At 68.8% G+C, this 14,513-nt stretch carries 17 protein-coding genes, 2 tRNA genes and 1 riboswitch; of the genes, 5 read left to right on the forward strand and 14 right to left on the reverse strand.

Features of this window, described 5'->3' with window-relative positions:
- Nucleotides 1–9: 9 nt before the first annotated feature.
- Nucleotides 10–465, reverse strand: a complete 456-nt coding sequence (locus tag ASF68_RS03230; protein ID WP_056006732.1) for a single-stranded DNA-binding protein — start codon at nt 463–465, stop codon at nt 10–12.
- Between the two features lie 281 nt (nt 466–746).
- Here ASF68_RS03230 and ASF68_RS03235 point away from each other — a divergent pair, with 281 nt between their 5' ends.
- The gene (locus ASF68_RS03235) at nt 747–947 is read left to right on the forward strand and encodes a hypothetical protein (RefSeq protein ID WP_056006735.1); all 201 of its coding nucleotides are present in this window, start codon (nt 747–749) and stop codon (nt 945–947) included.
- Nucleotides 948–1,026: 79 nt separating this feature from the next.
- Nucleotides 1,027–1,740 (forward strand): hypothetical protein, encoded by a 714-nt coding sequence (locus ASF68_RS03240; RefSeq protein WP_157580183.1) that lies wholly within the window; start codon nt 1,027–1,029, stop codon nt 1,738–1,740.
- A gap of 73 nt (nt 1,741–1,813) precedes the next feature.
- Here ASF68_RS03240 and nadE read toward each other — a convergent pair whose 3' ends face one another.
- The 4 genes from nadE to orn form a co-directional block, all read right to left on the reverse strand.
- Nucleotides 1,814–2,635: an ammonia-dependent NAD(+) synthetase gene (nadE, locus tag ASF68_RS03245; protein ID WP_056006741.1), complete on the reverse strand. Its 822-nt coding sequence runs from the start codon at nt 2,633–2,635 to the stop codon at nt 1,814–1,816.
- A 91-nt stretch (nt 2,636–2,726) separates the two neighbouring features.
- A complete protein-coding gene (locus tag ASF68_RS03250) occupies nt 2,727–3,077 on the reverse strand; it encodes a metallopeptidase family protein (protein ID WP_056006744.1) in 351 nt (116 codons plus the stop codon).
- Nucleotides 3,078–3,134: 57 nt separating this feature from the next.
- Nucleotides 3,135–3,210: transfer RNA gene (locus ASF68_RS03255), tRNA-His, on the reverse strand.
- Between the two features lie 50 nt (nt 3,211–3,260).
- The gene (orn, locus tag ASF68_RS03260) at nt 3,261–3,881 is read right to left on the reverse strand and encodes an oligoribonuclease (protein WP_056006747.1); all 621 of its coding nucleotides are present in this window, start codon (nt 3,879–3,881) and stop codon (nt 3,261–3,263) included.
- 52 nt (nt 3,882–3,933) lie between these two features.
- On the opposite strand from orn, the gene ASF68_RS03265 reads away from it, so the two are divergent.
- Nucleotides 3,934–4,152, forward strand: a complete 219-nt coding sequence (locus tag ASF68_RS03265) for an SCO4848 family membrane protein (RefSeq protein ID WP_056006750.1) — start codon at nt 3,934–3,936, stop codon at nt 4,150–4,152.
- Nucleotides 4,153–4,195: 43 nt separating this feature from the next.
- Here ASF68_RS03265 and ASF68_RS03270 read toward each other — a convergent pair whose 3' ends face one another.
- Nucleotides 4,196–5,212, reverse strand: a complete 1,017-nt coding sequence (locus tag ASF68_RS03270) for an acyltransferase family protein (RefSeq protein ID WP_056006754.1) — start codon at nt 5,210–5,212, stop codon at nt 4,196–4,198.
- A 75-nt stretch (nt 5,213–5,287) separates the two neighbouring features.
- On the opposite strand from ASF68_RS03270, the gene ASF68_RS03275 reads away from it, so the two are divergent.
- Nucleotides 5,288–5,360: transfer RNA gene (locus tag ASF68_RS03275), tRNA-Arg, on the forward strand.
- Between the two features lie 261 nt (nt 5,361–5,621).
- Here ASF68_RS03275 and ASF68_RS03280 read toward each other — a convergent pair.
- The 6 genes from ASF68_RS03280 to dinB all read right to left on the reverse strand — a co-directional run bounded on the left by ASF68_RS03280 (nt 5,622) and on the right by dinB (nt 10,922).
- Nucleotides 5,622–6,188: a hypothetical protein gene (locus ASF68_RS03280; protein ID WP_157580185.1), complete on the reverse strand. Its 567-nt coding sequence runs from the start codon at nt 6,186–6,188 to the stop codon at nt 5,622–5,624.
- Complete coding sequence (locus ASF68_RS03285; RefSeq protein ID WP_056006760.1) at nt 6,185–6,985, reverse strand: energy-coupling factor transporter transmembrane protein EcfT; 801 nt, start codon at nt 6,983–6,985, stop codon at nt 6,185–6,187. Before ASF68_RS03285 ends, ASF68_RS03280 begins: the two co-directional genes overlap by 4 nt.
- Nucleotides 6,982–8,448 carry an ABC transporter ATP-binding protein gene (locus tag ASF68_RS03290; RefSeq protein ID WP_056011297.1) on the reverse strand — a complete coding sequence of 489 codons (1,467 nt, stop codon included), beginning with the start codon at nt 8,446–8,448 and terminating at the stop codon, nt 6,982–6,984. Before ASF68_RS03290 ends, ASF68_RS03285 begins: the two co-directional genes overlap by 4 nt.
- Before the next feature lie 11 nt (nt 8,449–8,459).
- The gene (locus tag ASF68_RS03295) at nt 8,460–9,089 is read right to left on the reverse strand and encodes an ECF transporter S component (RefSeq protein ID WP_056006763.1); all 630 of its coding nucleotides are present in this window, start codon (nt 9,087–9,089) and stop codon (nt 8,460–8,462) included.
- Nucleotides 9,090–9,125: 36 nt separating this feature from the next.
- A riboswitch (TPP riboswitch) is annotated at nt 9,126–9,234 on the reverse strand.
- A gap of 50 nt (nt 9,235–9,284) precedes the next feature.
- A complete protein-coding gene (locus tag ASF68_RS03300; protein WP_056006766.1) occupies nt 9,285–9,614 on the reverse strand; it encodes a hypothetical protein in 330 nt (109 codons plus the stop codon).
- Between the two features lie 9 nt (nt 9,615–9,623).
- Complete coding sequence (dinB, locus tag ASF68_RS03305) at nt 9,624–10,922, reverse strand: DNA polymerase IV (RefSeq protein ID WP_056006769.1); 1,299 nt, start codon at nt 10,920–10,922, stop codon at nt 9,624–9,626.
- A gap of 82 nt (nt 10,923–11,004) precedes the next feature.
- Between dinB and ASF68_RS03310 the strand changes: the two genes are divergently transcribed.
- On the forward strand, nt 11,005–12,330 hold the full coding sequence (locus ASF68_RS03310) for an acyltransferase (RefSeq protein ID WP_082498465.1): 1,326 nt from the start codon (nt 11,005–11,007) through the stop codon (nt 12,328–12,330).
- On the opposite strand, the gene ASF68_RS03315 is transcribed toward ASF68_RS03310, so the two are convergent.
- Together ASF68_RS03315 and gatB are read right to left on the reverse strand one after the other, a co-directional pair.
- A complete protein-coding gene (locus ASF68_RS03315; RefSeq protein ID WP_082455830.1) occupies nt 12,301–12,897 on the reverse strand; it encodes a hypothetical protein in 597 nt (198 codons plus the stop codon). The genes ASF68_RS03310 and ASF68_RS03315 overlap by 30 nt on opposite strands.
- A 114-nt stretch (nt 12,898–13,011) precedes the next feature.
- The gene (gene gatB, locus ASF68_RS03320) at nt 13,012–14,511 is read right to left on the reverse strand and encodes an Asp-tRNA(Asn)/Glu-tRNA(Gln) amidotransferase subunit GatB (RefSeq protein WP_056006775.1); all 1,500 of its coding nucleotides are present in this window, start codon (nt 14,509–14,511) and stop codon (nt 13,012–13,014) included.
- Nucleotides 14,512–14,513 lie beyond the last annotated feature (2 nt).

The raw sequence follows: 14,513 nt of genomic DNA on the forward strand, positions 1-14,513 counted from the left end.
CGCGGCGCGTCAGAACGGCGTGTCCTGGGGCGGAGCCGGGGCCCACGCCGCCGGCGCTCCGGCCACCGCCGGTCCTGCCGGAGATCCCTCCGCGCTCGACTCGCTCGCGCCGGACGACTCCGCAGCGGCTCTCGGCTGCCAGGAGATGTCCGAGCCGAGGTGATCGGCTTCGATGTCGACCGAGGTCCCGCGTCGTTCACCCTGCTCCCAGTCGCGGATCCGGAGTCTCCCCAGCACGATGACGCGTTGGCCCTTCACCAGTGACTCGGTGGCCGCGGTCGCCAGGCCCCGGAAGGCGCTCACCGTGTACCAGTTCGTCTCCTGCGCGACCCACGTGCCCTGCTTCTGGTCGTAGCGACGTTGCTGGCACGCGAGACGGAAGCTCGTGATGTCCAGCCCGGAGGCGGTGCGGTGGTGCTTCGGTTCCGTCGCGACGTGTCCGCAGACGGTGATCTGGTCGTTCATCTGATCCTCTCAGCTCGGTGTCTCGATCCATTCGGCGGACCGGGCGTGCGTCCGGAGCGGGTCCGTGCCGTTCACCGCCCCGGACGCACCATCAGCCTCTCCGATCACGAGCGCCCACAGCTCGGCCATCCGCAGTCGGTCGACGTCCACAACCGTCGGTGCGCCTGTGGAGGACGCTCGCACGAATCCGCCGAGCCCGATGTCGGTGGTCGGCCATACGCTGACCAGTACCAGCCGGCACTCGCCGGGAGGCCGCGCCGATCGATACACGAGGAGTCCCCATGCCCAACGCACTGAGCATCCGTCCCGGGTACTGGCGCGTGACGAGCGCCGACGGCCGCGTCCTCGGCAACATCGAGGCCGTCGGTGCCGACGGCGGCGCCGAGTACCGCGCCAGTCGGTTCCGCCCCGCAGTACTCGCCTACGCTCCACTCGGCAGTTTCACCGATCTTGCGGTCGCGATCGACGCGTTCCGCAGCTGATTTCGGGCACGAGAGCGGATCCCGGCGCCCGCGGGGCGTCGTCCGCGTTCACGCCCGAACGAGGGGTAACGTTCGGCGCATGCAATGGTGGAATGATCTCGTCGAGTGGGTGACCTCTTCAGAGGTCCGCCCCATGCTGTTCGCTGCGGCCCTCTTCATCGTGGCCGTCGTGGTGTCCTCCCTCGTCGCCGCCGGCGCCAGTCGTCGTGCGCTCCGCGGCATCGTCGATCAGCGCGATCGCGAGCAGAAGCATGCGGCCATCATGGCGCTCGTCGATGCAGCCACGGAGGCGAGCGTCTGGAACTCGCTCACCCCGCAGGAGCAGGTGCTGAGCGATCGCGCGGTCGCGCAGACCGACACCCTCGTCCGGCTCAGCCCGGTCAAGGGCGCTGCGGTCGCCGCGGACTGGGCCAACCACCAGCTGCACGAGATGAAACGCAACTCCGCGACCTACGGATACGAGCTCGACCCCGTGGTCGAGGAATTCCGTGACCGTCTCGTCGAGTGGTCGAAGAAGCCGGCGCGGGCACGGAAGGACTTCGAGGCGGACCTCCGTCGTTGGCGAGCCGAGTCGGCAGGGTCGGAGCAGGCCCTGATCGCCGAGCAGGAGTCCTGGGTCGCCAAGCAGCACCACGAGCAGTACGCCGAGGTCAAGCCGGCGGCCACCGCAGGATCTCGGCCCGGAGACATCACCCGCTCCACCGGCGGCACGATCAACACCAGCACCACGCAGCGCATCATCGACGACGTCAAGGTCCTGGAAGCCGAGCGCAAGCCGTCCAGCGTCAGCTGACGCCCAGACCACACTGGAGAACGGCGGCCCGATCATCCGATCGGGCCGCCGTCTTCATCTCAGGGGAACCGGCTCAATGCCACCAGGTGTCGAACTTGCTCACCGGGAGCTGGCGCTTGTGCTCGGTGCTCGCGTAGCGACCCTCGATCGCTTCTGCGGCCGCAGCATCGATGTCGTGCCCCTCGAGGAAGTCGTCGATCTGCTGGTAGCTGAGGCCCAGGTTGTCCTCGTCGGTCTGCCCGGGTGTCCCGTCGAGCAGATCGGCGGTGGGAGCCTTCAGGTACAACCGCTCCGGCGCCTCCAGCGACTCCAGGAGCGAGCGTCCCTGACGCTTCGACAACCCGCTCAGCGGCAGGACGTCGGCACCGCCGTCGCCGAACTTGGTGAAGAAGCCGGTGACCGCCTCCGCCGCATGGTCCGTGCCGACGACCAGGAGTCCCTGCTGTCCGGCGATCGCGTACTGCGCGACCATCCGAGCCCGCGCCTTCGCGTTCCCCTTCACGAAGTCGCTGAGCGGCTGCCCGGTGGCGTCGGCGAACTCAGCCTCGAAGCCGTCCACCGCCCGCTGGATGTTGAACACGATCGACTCGTCGGGGCGGATGAACGACAGGGCGAGCTGGGCGTCCTCCTCGTCGTGCTGCACGGCGTAGGGCAGCCGTACGGCGACGAACCGCGCGTCGCCACCCTCAGCCCGGACCTCCTCGGCCGCGAGCTGGCACAACCTCCCGGCGAGCGAGGAGTCCTGCCCGCCACTGATCCCGAGGACGAACCCCTTCGTGTGCGTGGCCTGCAGGTAGGACTTCAGGAAGTCGATCCGCGAACGGATCTCCGCCGCCGGGTCGATCGTGGGGCTGACATGGAGTTCCGCAATGATGCGGGCCTGGATCTCGCGCATGCGACCAGGCTACTCGTTCTCCTGCGACCGACACGGAACTCCGAGGCACCCGCAACACGCTGGAAACACCGGCCGGCTGACCAGGTGACGGTCAGGCCCACCCGAGCTCGTGCAGGCGGTCGTCGTCGATGCCGTAGAAGTGGGCTATCTCGTGGACGAGGGTGGTGTGGATCTCGTCGGCGAGTTCGTCCAACGACTCGCACGCGGCCAGATGCGGCTCCCGGTAGACGATGATCCGATCCGGCATCTCGCCGAAGCCGTAGCGGTCTCGTTCCGTCAGGGCCACGCCGTCGTAGAGGCCCAGGGTGTCGAGCGTGCCGTTCTCAGGGCGATCCTCGACGACGAAGACGACGTTGTCGAGCCCGTCCACCATCTCATCGGGCAAGCGGTCGAGTTCCTCGACGACCAGCGCCTCGAACGCCTCGGTGTCCAACTCCAGCATGCCTGTGCTCCCCGGATACGACAGAAGCCGGAGGAGTCCTCCGGCTTCTGTACGACATGGGGTGAGTAACGGGGCTTGAACCCGCGACCTCCTGGACCACAACCAGGCGCTCTGCCAACTGAGCTATACCCACCATGCGACCTGTTCCGCGGAGACCGCGTCACAAGCGACTGGACGAGTCTATTACATGTTCGGGGCGTATCGTGACACGACCGCCTCCGAAACCTGCTTCGCGTCGTCCGAGCTCGGGCCGGGCAGGTCGACGAACAGCGCACCGCGGTAGTACGCGAGCTCCCGGACCGACTCCAGGATGTCCGCCAGCGCGCGGTGACCACCGTGCTTCGACGGGGCGTTGAAGTACACCCGCGGGTACCAGCGGCGGGCGAGCTCCTTGATGGAGGAGACGTCGACGTTGCGATAGTGCAGGTGCGCGTCGAGACGCGGCATGTAGCGGGCGAGGAACGCACGGTCCGTTCCGATGGTGTTGCCGGCCAAGGGCGCCTTCGACTCGTCGGGCACGAACCGCTGGATGTACTCGATCACCTGGAACTCCGCGTCGGCGACACTCACGCCGTTCGGGATCTCCTCGAGGAGCCCCGAGGTCTGGTGCATGTTCGTGACGAACTCGCCCATGTTGTCGAGCGCCGACTGGTCGGGCTTGATGACGACCGAGTAGCCCGGATCGAGGATGTTCAATTCGAAGTCGGTGATCACGACGGCGATCTCGACGAGTTCGTCGACCTCCAGCTCGAGTCCGGTCATCTCGCAGTCGATCCAGACCAATCGGTCCCCAGCTGTGCTCATGGGTCGAGTCTACTCAGCACCGCCGACGCGGCCGCTTCCGTAGACTCGAGCGGTGATCATCGCCGTCTCCGTCCTCCTGCTCATCAACGGTGTCTACAACGTCGTCGTCTGGCCGCGGTTCCTGAAGCGCATCACCGCCGACCCGCGCGCACGCGACGCGCAGGGTCGCGGCACCACCTTCCTCCGCGTGCACGTCATCCTCATCAGCATCGCCCTCGTCCTCGCCGCCCTGTCACTCGTGGCCGGCGTCCTCGGCATCGTCGTCGGCTGACCCCCGTCGGCGCCCCTCCGAGCGCCCCTGAGCGGAGCGTCGCTCATACAGCGGAGGCGCGGAGACGACTCCGGGTCATGAGGATCCGCGGAGCCGTGTACAAACGCGGAATCCGGCGCGTCAGCCGCCAGACGACCAGGCTCGACACCACCGCGAGCGTCGCGACCACCGGCGGCAGGACCGCCTGGACGGGCGCGGGCACCTCGGGAAGCAGGAGCAGCGCCCTGGTGATCCCTCCGATGACCAGCACGTGGATCACGAAGACCGGGAGGCTGTGACGCCCCACCGACTGCAGGATCCGGGCAACCGACGTCCCGTCGATGGCGCGGAGCGCCAGCACGGTGGCGAGGATGGCCGGGACACCGAGCGCCGTCAGCACGCCGGGCACGTGGTCGAGGTCGACCGCGAAGATCAGCCCGGAAGCGAGGACCACGGCGGCGAGGAGGCCGGCAGCGACGAACGGGCGACGGCGCTCGGCCAGAGCGACGATCCGTCGACGCCCGTGCAGACCCAGCAGGAAGAAGAAGAGGTAGCCGGCAGCGCGCTGATAGCTCCCACTCTCACTCCCGAGGGCACCCAGGGCGACGGCCGACAGGACGGCGGCTCCCGACAACTGCACCCAGACGGGCACTCTGCCGTTCATCACCTTGCCGACGACGAGGTAGAGGGCGAGCGCCTGCAGGAACCAGAAGATGCCGGTCGGCCAGACCGGGCTGATGAGCACGACGCCCGGGTCGGCGTAGTGCGGGAACGAATCGATCGGGAGGAGCGAGAACCAGGCGAACCGGATCACCGTCCACACCAGGATCATCCAGAGCAGCAGTGCGAGCCTGCGGTCCCAGAGGTCCCTCCACGACCGGTCGACGATCCGGATGGCGAGCATCCCGGAGAGCGCGAAGAACAACGGCATGCGAATGGCGAGCGCCAGCTGCGACAGGACGTACCAGACCGGGGAGGACACCCCCTCCTCGACGAGGATCATCGTCGCGTGGCCGAGTGCGACGAGGACGACGGCGAACCCGCGGGCGGTGTCGAACCATGGAATTCGGTCTGTAGTCATAAATACTAATATATAGTATTCGCGACTGCGTGACCAAACGGGATGGCACGCGCCGTGCGGTATCGTTGGATGCCCGCCTCCGTAGCTCAGGGGATAGAGCAGGAGCCTTCTMATCTCTTGGTCGCAGGTTCGAATCCTGCCGGGGGCACCCAGAACATCTCGCGGACCCTTCTCATCTCTTGGTCGCAGGTTCGAATCCTGCCGGGGGCNNNATCTCTTGGTCGCAGGTTCGAATCCTGCCGGGGGCACCCAGAACATCTCGCGGACCCTTCTCATCTCTTGGTCGCAGGTTCGAATCCTGCCGGGGGCACCCCTTCGACAAGCTCAGGGACCGGTGTGCGACTTCTCGGCCCCTCAGCACGTTCTGGATTCCCTTCGACGGAACCGGGAACATATCCGGCCGCATGGATCAGGCGCGGAGCCAGGGCCGCCAACGGTCGTCACGCTGGAGCATGCTCAACACGCGGGCACCGACCGCCGCTGCCGACCCCGTCGCCTCGACCACCAGATCGGCGTCGCGATCGGGACACTCCCGTTCAATGAACGCATCCTCCTGGAGCGTCCACGCTGCGAGCCAGTCGACGCCGTCGTCGCGGCCCACGAGCCGGTCGGTGCGCTGGTCCACCGGCGCGTCGAGCCACAGCACCGTGTCGGCCGAGACCCGCGACGCGCTCGACGACGACCCGCAGCCCTCCACGATGAGCGGCCGATCGGCTGGGACGGCATGCCGGTCCGCACGCTTCGACCGTTCCCAGTCCCACCGCTGCCACTCCCCCGGCCGCCGATCGGCGAACGGGGTCAGGATCCACTCCACGAGGAGTCGCGACCCCTCTTCGAGGCCGTCCCATCCCGGATACAGGTCGTCCATGTGGACGACGGTGCTCTCCGTCAATGCGGCGGCCACCGAAGAGGCGGGCGTCGTCTTCCCGGTACCCGACCGCCCGTCGATCAGGAGCACGGGCGCTGCGGCACTCATTGCCCCACGAACCGGAACGTACCGGCGAGGACGGCGGTGGACAAAGCGACGGCCATGATCGCGACCGCCACCAGGACCGCCACGAAATCGATCACGCCGAGCCGCGACGGCCTGGCCCACGTTCGCTCGACGGGGGCGCCGAAGCCCCGTGCCTCCATCGCCGTCGCGAGCTTGCTGCCCCGGCGGATGGCGAACACGAGCAACACGAACGCCATCGAGGCGAAGCGCCGGACCGCCCCACGGTCGCCGAGCCCTCGGGCACGGCGGGCGAGCGCGAGACTGCGCCAATCGTCGATGAAGAGCCCGAGCATCCGCGCCCCCGCGAGGATCCCGAGGACGAACCGCGACGGGAGCTTCGCGATTTGGGACAGCCCGTCGCCCAGGTCGGTCGGATCCACCCGCGCGAAGAGCAGGATCGTCGGCAGGCCGAGCGCCAGCACCCGGATGGTCACGGCGACGGCCAATTCGATCGAGTTGTCGGTCACCCGGACGAAACCGAGCGACAGGTACTCCGTCCCGCCCGGCTTCGCGTACAGCAGCATGCTGATCCCGCCGATGGGCGCGAAGACGAGCACCGGGATCGACCGCTTCAGGAACGGCGACAGCCGGAGACCAGACAGCGGAAGCAGTGCCATCTCGAGGAGGACCGCGGCGGTGGCGCTGACCCAGTCGATCGTGAGCAGCAGCGGGACGGACAGGATGAGCACCGCGAGCACCTTCGTCACCGGGTTCACCCGGTCGAGCGGCGCCTGGCGAGGGAGTTTCGCGCGACGGTCCGGTGCCGTGACCCGCGTCATGCGGCACGCCCCGCTGCCGATCGCGACTCGAGCCGGATCCGATGGTCGCCCAGATGCTCGATGACCCCTGGATCATGCGTGACCGACACGATCGTCGCGCCGCGTTCGAGCTCCAGGTGCAGCAGCCGCATGAGTGACAGCCACGTCAATCGGTCCTGCCCGAACGTCGGCTCGTCCAGGACGAGGACGGCGGGTCGTGCCACGAGCACCGTGGCGACCGACAGTCGTCGCTTCTGGCCGCCCGAGAGACTGAAGGGGTTCGCTTCGGCGAGCGCGGCCAAACCCAAGGCGTCGAGGACTTCGGAGACCCGCTCGTCGATCGCGGCGCGTGTCCACCGCAGCGCTTGCAGGGCGACGCCGAGCTCCTTGCGCACGGTCGCGGCGACGAACTGATGCTCCGGGTCCTGGAAGACCGTCCCGATGCGGGTGAGCAGCTCGGTCGACTTCCAGCGGATGGGCCGTGGACCGATCCCACCGGCGAGGCCGCGAGCAGCGTCCACAGTTCCGGCGAGCTCGGGGAGCAGTCCGGCCAAGGTGAGGGCCAACGTCGACTTCCCGGCCCCGTTCGGTCCGACGACCACCGTCGCGGCGCGCTCCGGCACGTCGAGGTCCAGGTGCTCCTGCACCGACTGGGAACGGAGCCGACCGATCGTCAGGTCGGACGTCGTCAGGACGGCTGCGCTCGGCTGCACCATCCGGCGGGGCGGCAGCCCCAGCGGGATGCCCGGCACCCAGACGCCGGCGTCGGCGAGCCGGCGTCCGACATCGTCGAGGACGACAGAGGGAGGACCGTCCGCGAGGACCCCTCCGTCCGCATCGAGCACGACGACCCGCGTCATCAGATCGCGCCAGACGTCGACGCGGTGTTCGATGACGACCAGGGTCGACGAACCGTCGTCGACCACACGCGCGACGGCGTCCCTGACCTCGGCGACGCCGATCGGGTCGAGGTTGGCGGTCGGCTCGTCGAGCAGCAGCAACGAGGGCTGCATGGCGAGCACCCCGGCGAGGGCGAGGCGCTGCTTCTGTCCCCCCGACAGCGCGGAGGTCGGGTGGTCCAACGGGAGGTCGAGGCCGACGGCCTGCAGCGACGAGACGACCCGTCGCCAGATCTCCTCGCGCTCGACCCCGAGGTTCTCGCAGCCGAACGCGACGTCGTCGCCGAGCTTGGACAGGATGACCTGCGAATCGGGGTCCTGCAGCACGAGGCCGATCCGACCCCTGGCCTGTTCCGGCGCGACCCCGTCCACGAGCAACGACCCGTGGGACTCTCCCTCGTCCGCTCCGCCGAGGACTCCAGCGAGCGCGTGTATCAGGGTCGACTTACCGGCGCCGGACGCGCCCAGGAGGAGGACCCGCTCCCCCGGTTCGATGACGAGGTCCAGGTCGCTGACCGCCCATGCCTTCCGACCGGCGTGACGCCACCCCCAGTCACGGGCGACGACGCGCGCCGGACCGGTCATACCGACCACGCTCAGACCTCGCGCCGCGCGTCCCGCCCTGAGGCGAACCGGCTGAGCGCCCCCGTGGAGGCGAGCGCCTTGACGAGGACCCAACCGACGACGCCCGCGAGGATCGCGCCGGAGACGAGCAGCGAGCCGAGGTAGATCGCGTTGAACTCGGCACCCTTCTCCAGGTTCGCCGACATGAACAGCTCGAGCAGCCATGCGCCGGTACCGGCGCCCGCACCGGCGAGGATGGCCGGGACGAGGCCGAATCGCTTGTACGCCAGCGCGGCGAACACGAGCTCCGCGCCGAGCCCCTGGGCGAGTCCCGAGTACACGGTGGTGATGCCCCAGGCGTTCCCGATGAGCGCGGAGACGACTGCTCCGATGGTCTCGACGAGGACGGCCGCTCCGGGCTTCCTGATGATGAGCCCGCCGAGGACGCCGCCGAGCAGCCAGATGCCGACGGCGATGCCGCCGAAGCCGGGCGTCACGGCACTCGCTCCGGCGTACCAGAGGGATCCGAGCGTGTTCCACGCCCAGAAGATGAGGCCGGTGGCGACACCGAGGACGGCGACCACGACGATGTCGACGACCCTCCAGCGGAGGTTCCGCGCGGCGGCGCGTTCAGACGAGGAGATTTTGGTCGATGCTGACACGATACGTGCCCTTCCTGTAGACGGAAAAGAGCACGGGATAGCGAGAAATGGTCTCCCTGCGCTGGCATGATCCAGATCAGGTTCGACGGTCGAAGGCGAATACCTTCCTCTCAGCCCGGTTCACCGGACTCCCGTGGTGGCACGAGTCTAACCCCTGCCGCGCAGGATCGCTCGGCAGGGGTTCGACGGGGATGGCTACTTCTTGAGCGCCTTGATGAGCCCGGACAGCGCCTTGCCGCTCACCCAGATGAACGGGATGGCGACGGCGATGAGTGAGATGAGGTTCGGGTCGAACCGGAGGCCCTCGTCGGTCTTGATGTAGGCGCCGACGGGGATGGAGACGCCACCGCCTCCGCCGCCACTCGGTGCGTCGTCGCCGTCACCCTCGGACCCGCCACCGAAGCCGTAGTACGTCAGGGCCACCGGCACGAGCTTGGTGCCGTCGATGTCCTGCTGCTCCCCGTAGGCCGCGCTCACGCCGAGCCCCTTGGTCTGTTCTGCCAGCTTCTCCACGAGATTCGTCATGCTGCCACGCTACCGCTGCGCATCCGCCGGTCCAAGGGGTTGATCCGTGCTCCCAGCACCCTGCGAGTCGCCTCGATTCCCGAGCCCTCGTCGCCGCGGTTTCCCGAGGAGCGAGGCCGGAGCGATCGCGAGGTCGCCGAAGCGACTGGCCACCCGGTCGATCGTCTGTTCAGCGCCGCGCCACTCCTCATCGGGATCCCACAACGCCGATCCGGCCTCCTCGGCGGGCACCAGTTGATCGACCTTCACGCCGACGAGGCGGACCAGACGCCCTCCTCGATCGAGGTCGCCGAAGAGCGAAGCCGCCTCGTCGTAGACGCGACGTCCGACGTTCGTCGCTTCGCCGATGGTCCGTGACCGGGTCACGACGCTGAAGTCCGCGTAGCGCACCCGGATACTGATCGTCCGACCGGCGTACCCACCCTTCCGGAGGCGGATCGCGACGAGTCCCGCGAGGTTCAACAGCTCTCGTTTCAGCACGGTGGGGTCTGCGACGTCCGTCGGGAACGTCACCTCGTGGCTGACGCTCTTCTCCCGCCGCGCCAACTCGATTCCACGCGGGTCGATGCCGTTCGCGAGCTCGAGGAGCCGGCGTCCGGACGCCTCGCCGACGGCGCGCTGGAGCATGGACAACGGGGTGGAGGCGAGCTGGCCGATGGTCCGGATGCCCCGGTTCGTGAGCTGTTCCTCGGTTCGTCCACCGACGCCCCACAGCGCCCCGACCGGCAACGGGTGCAGGAAGGAGAGCGTCTCAGCAGCCGGCACGACCAGGAGTCCGTCGGGCTTCGACAGCCCCGACGCGAGCTTCGCCACGTACTTCGTCGCCGCCAGACCGACCGAGCAGGGAAGCCCCGTGGCGTCGAGGACCCGCTGCTTCACGAGCGCCGCGATCGTGCGCGGACTCCCGAGCAACCGCACCGCCCCGGAGACGTCGAGGAACGCCTCGTCGATGCTCAACGGCTCGACGAGCGGGGTCACCGACTCGAACACCTCCATGACGCGATCCGAGTACTCGCGATACCGGCCGTGATGCGGCGGGAGGACGACCGCGCTCGGGCACAAGCGCATGGCCTGGGACACCGGCATCGCGGCACGCACCCCGTACCTGCGGGCCTCGTAGCTCGCGGAGGTGACGACCGAGCGGCCCTCCTTGTTGCCGACGATGATGGGCAGGCCACGGAGCTCGGGCCGCTCCAAGAGCTCGACCGAGACGAAGAAGGCGTCCATGTCGACGTGGAGGATGGGGGTACCGCTGTCGTCGGCATCGTGCGCCGAGACGCGACGAGACGCTCCATCCTGCCGACTCATGACTCCATTGTCGCAGTCACCTCCGACACGCTCTCCACAGGGGCCGAGGTGGGAGCGCTCGGCGGCGCTAGGCTGTCCGGCGATGAGCACGCGAACGCGGACCGGGTCGGCCCCGGCGGTCCCAGACCTCTCCGGGCGGGACCTCGCCCTCGACCTCGTGCGCGTCGCCTGCGTCGTGACGGTCGTCATCGTCCACCTCCTGATGGTCGCGGTGGCGGTCGAGCCGGACGGCACGATCGGCATCTCCCGAGCGTTGGAGCAGCAACCCTGGTTCGACACGGGTACCTGGTTCGGCCAGATCATGCCGCTGTTCTTCATCGTGGGCGGCTTCGCGACGATCACCGGCTGGCGCAGCACCGTCCGACGTGGTGGCGGGACCAGCGACTTCCTCCGGTCCAGGGTCTTCCGACTCGCCCCGCCGACGATCCCGGTCCTGCTCTTCCTCGCCGCGGGGCTGTGGCTGGCCGGGGCGCTCGGTGTCGACCCCGCCATCATCGAGGCCGTCGCCGCAGGCGTCGGGTCCCCGCTCTGGTTCCTGGCCGCCTACCTGCTGTGCCAGGCGGTCGCCCCGTTCCTCGCCACCTGCCACGACCGCCACCCCTTCCTGACCTGTGCGGCACTGCTGGCCGGCGTGATCCTCGTCGACGTCGTCCGTTACTCGACCGGCCTCCTGGGCATCGGTCTCGTCAACCTCGTGTTCGTCTGGCCGCTGCTGCAGCAGTTCGGGTTCTTCCTGGCCGACGGACGTCTCCGCTCCGTTCCGCGCCTCGTCCTCGTGGCCGTGGTGCTGATCTCCTACGGCGCGCTCGTGCCGATCACGACCTGGCTGCCGTACTCGACCAGCATGCTCGGCAACCTCAACCCACCGACCCTCCCCCTCGTCGTCCTCGGCGTCGGGCAGCTCGCCCTGCTCGCCCTGGTGCACCCTCTGCTCACCGCCATCATGCGGACCCGCGCCGCGCGAGCGGTCGTCTTCCTCATCGGGTCCCGGCTGATGACGGTGTACCTCTGGCACCTGCCCCTCATCATCGCCGTCGCCGGTCTGCAGCTCGCCCTCGGCATCCCCTTCGCGGAGCCGCTGACCGCCGCCTGGTGGTGGACCCGACCGGTCGTGTTGCTCGTCGTCGCGGTCCTCCTGGCGGGTGTCGGAGCACTCCTCGGCCGCGTCGAGCACCCCCGGAGGCTGCGCCTCGACCCGGAGCGCAAGCCGGCGCACGTGGCTGTGTGGATCGCAGTCGTGAGCGCGTTCCTCATGCCCTTCGCCGAGATCTCCCACCCGCTCACCGCCGCCATGGCCGCTGCCGGAGCCGCCGGCTCGATCATCGCGGTCGTGCTCCTGAACCCGACCCGTCGGCCGGTCGAGCGCGTCGCGAGCGGATCAGACCAGGCTGTGGACCAGCGGTCGTAGCCACTCGCGAAACGCCTCCCGGTCGTCCCGGAGCGACTCACTGACCACGATCGTGTCGGGTGCGACGACCCAGGCACCCGGTCGGCAGATCGGAAGCACCTCGAGGTCCAGTCGGAACGAGCTGGATTGCCGACGTAACTCGAACTGGCGCTCGCGGATGAGCTCGTAGACGTCGGCGAGTCTGCTCGGTGAGCGTCCGGCCAGGGCGATCTCATACTCGCGGATCCTGTCCGTCGCCCACCGGTAGGCGCCGTCGTAGGCACGGTAGGCGAGTTCCTGCAGTTCGAGGGCGCGATCGAAGACCTCGAAGTGCGGAGGACGCACCTCCGCCAGGAACAACCGCGTGTCACGCCGGGCGATCCCGGTCCACCAGCCGTCGAACTGGAGTGCCAGGGCGTCGCGATCGAGGTCGGCGACGTCGATCGGATCGGGTGCGGGGGCCACCGCTGGGAGCTGGCCGACGCACCGGTCCCCGAGACCGGCCATGGAACGGAAGGCGAGCGCGAGCATGAGGGCCATCGGGGCGTCCTCGGTGACCTGCCAACGCATGGTGCCTTCGACCAGCATGGCCGAAGTGTATGCCGCACCGGGGACACGCGCCAGGGCTTCCCGGCGGGACGGAAAGGGGCCCGGACGGCAGTGCACGACTGCCGTCCGGACCCGATGTCGCTGGTGCGGGACCTACTGCCCGGCGCGCTCCAGGACGAGTTCGCGCACACGCGCCGCATCGGCCTGTCCGCGCATCGCCTTCATCACGGCGCCGATGACCGCGCCGGCGGCCTGGACCTTGCCGTCGCGGATCTTCGCGAGGACGTCCGGCTGGGCGGCAAGAGCCTCGTCGATGGCGGCGATCAGCGGACCGTCGTCGGACACGAGCGCGAGACCACGAGCGTCGATGACCTCCTGAGGAGTGCCCTCCCCTTCGATGACACCCTCGAGGACCTGACGGGCGAGCTTGTCGTTGAGCGTTCCGTCCTCGACGAGCGCCGCGAGTGCGGCGACGTGCTCGGGCGACACGAGGCTCGTCGCCTCGACGTCGCGCTGGTTCGCGATCCGGGAGATCTCGCCCGTCCACCACTTCCGTGCGGCGGCCGGAGCGGCTCCCGCCTCGACGGTGGCCGTGATCTCGTTCAAGAGGCCACCGTTCACGACGTCCTGGAACTCGAGATCCGTGAAGCCCCACTCGCCCTTCAAGCGGCGCCGACGGACGGCCGGCTGCTCGGGGAGCGCCGCACGCAGTTCCTCGATGAGTTCGGGCGACGGCACGACCGGGAGCAGGTCGGGCTCCGGGAAGTAGCGGTAGTCGTCGGCGTCGCTCTTCGGCCGGCCGGCCGACGTGGCGCCGGTGTCCTCGTGCCAGTGACGCGTCTCTTGGACGATGGATCCGCCGTCCTTGAGGATCGCGGCCTGACGCTGGATCTCGTAGCGGACGGCGCGTTCGACCGACCGCAGGGAGTTGACGTTCTTCGTCTCCGTCCGCGTGCCGAGCTTCTCCTGGCCACGCGGGCGCAGCGAGATGTTCGCGTCGCAGCGGAGGTTCCCGCGCTCCATCTTCGCATCGGAGATGCCGAGCGCCACGACGATGTCGCGGATCGCGGAGACGTAGGCCTTCGCGATCTCCGGCGCCCGGTGCTCGGTGCCGTAGATCGGCTTGGTGACGATCTCCACGAGCGGGACGCCGGCGCGGTTGTAGTCGACGAGCGAGTACTCGGCACCCTGGATGCGCCCGGTCGAGCCGCCGATGTGCGTGAGCTTACCGGCGTCCTCCTCCATGTGCGCGCGTTCGATCGGCACGGTGACGATGGTGCCGTCGGCGAGCTCGACGTCGACGGAACCCTCGAAGGCGATGGGCTCGTCGAACTGCGAGATCTGGTAGTTCTTCGCAAGGTCGGGGTAGAAGTAGTTCTTCCGCGCGAAGCGGCTCGACGGGGCGATCGAGCAGCCGAGGGCGAGCCCGAGGCTGATCGAGTACCGCACCGCCTGCTCGTTCACGACCGGGAGCGAGCCGGGCAGACCGAGACACACCGGCGAGATGTTCGTGTTCGGCGCGTCGCCGAAGCCGTTCGGCGCCGAGGAGAACATCTTCGTCTTGGTGTTGAGCTCGACGTGCACCTCGAACCCGAGCACGGGCTCGTACAGCTCGAGGGCTTCCTCGTAGGAGAGGAGCTTGTCCTTGGCCATGG

This window comes from Plantibacter sp. Leaf314, assembly GCF_001423185.1.
GTDB lineage: Bacteria > Actinomycetota > Actinomycetes > Actinomycetales > Microbacteriaceae > Plantibacter.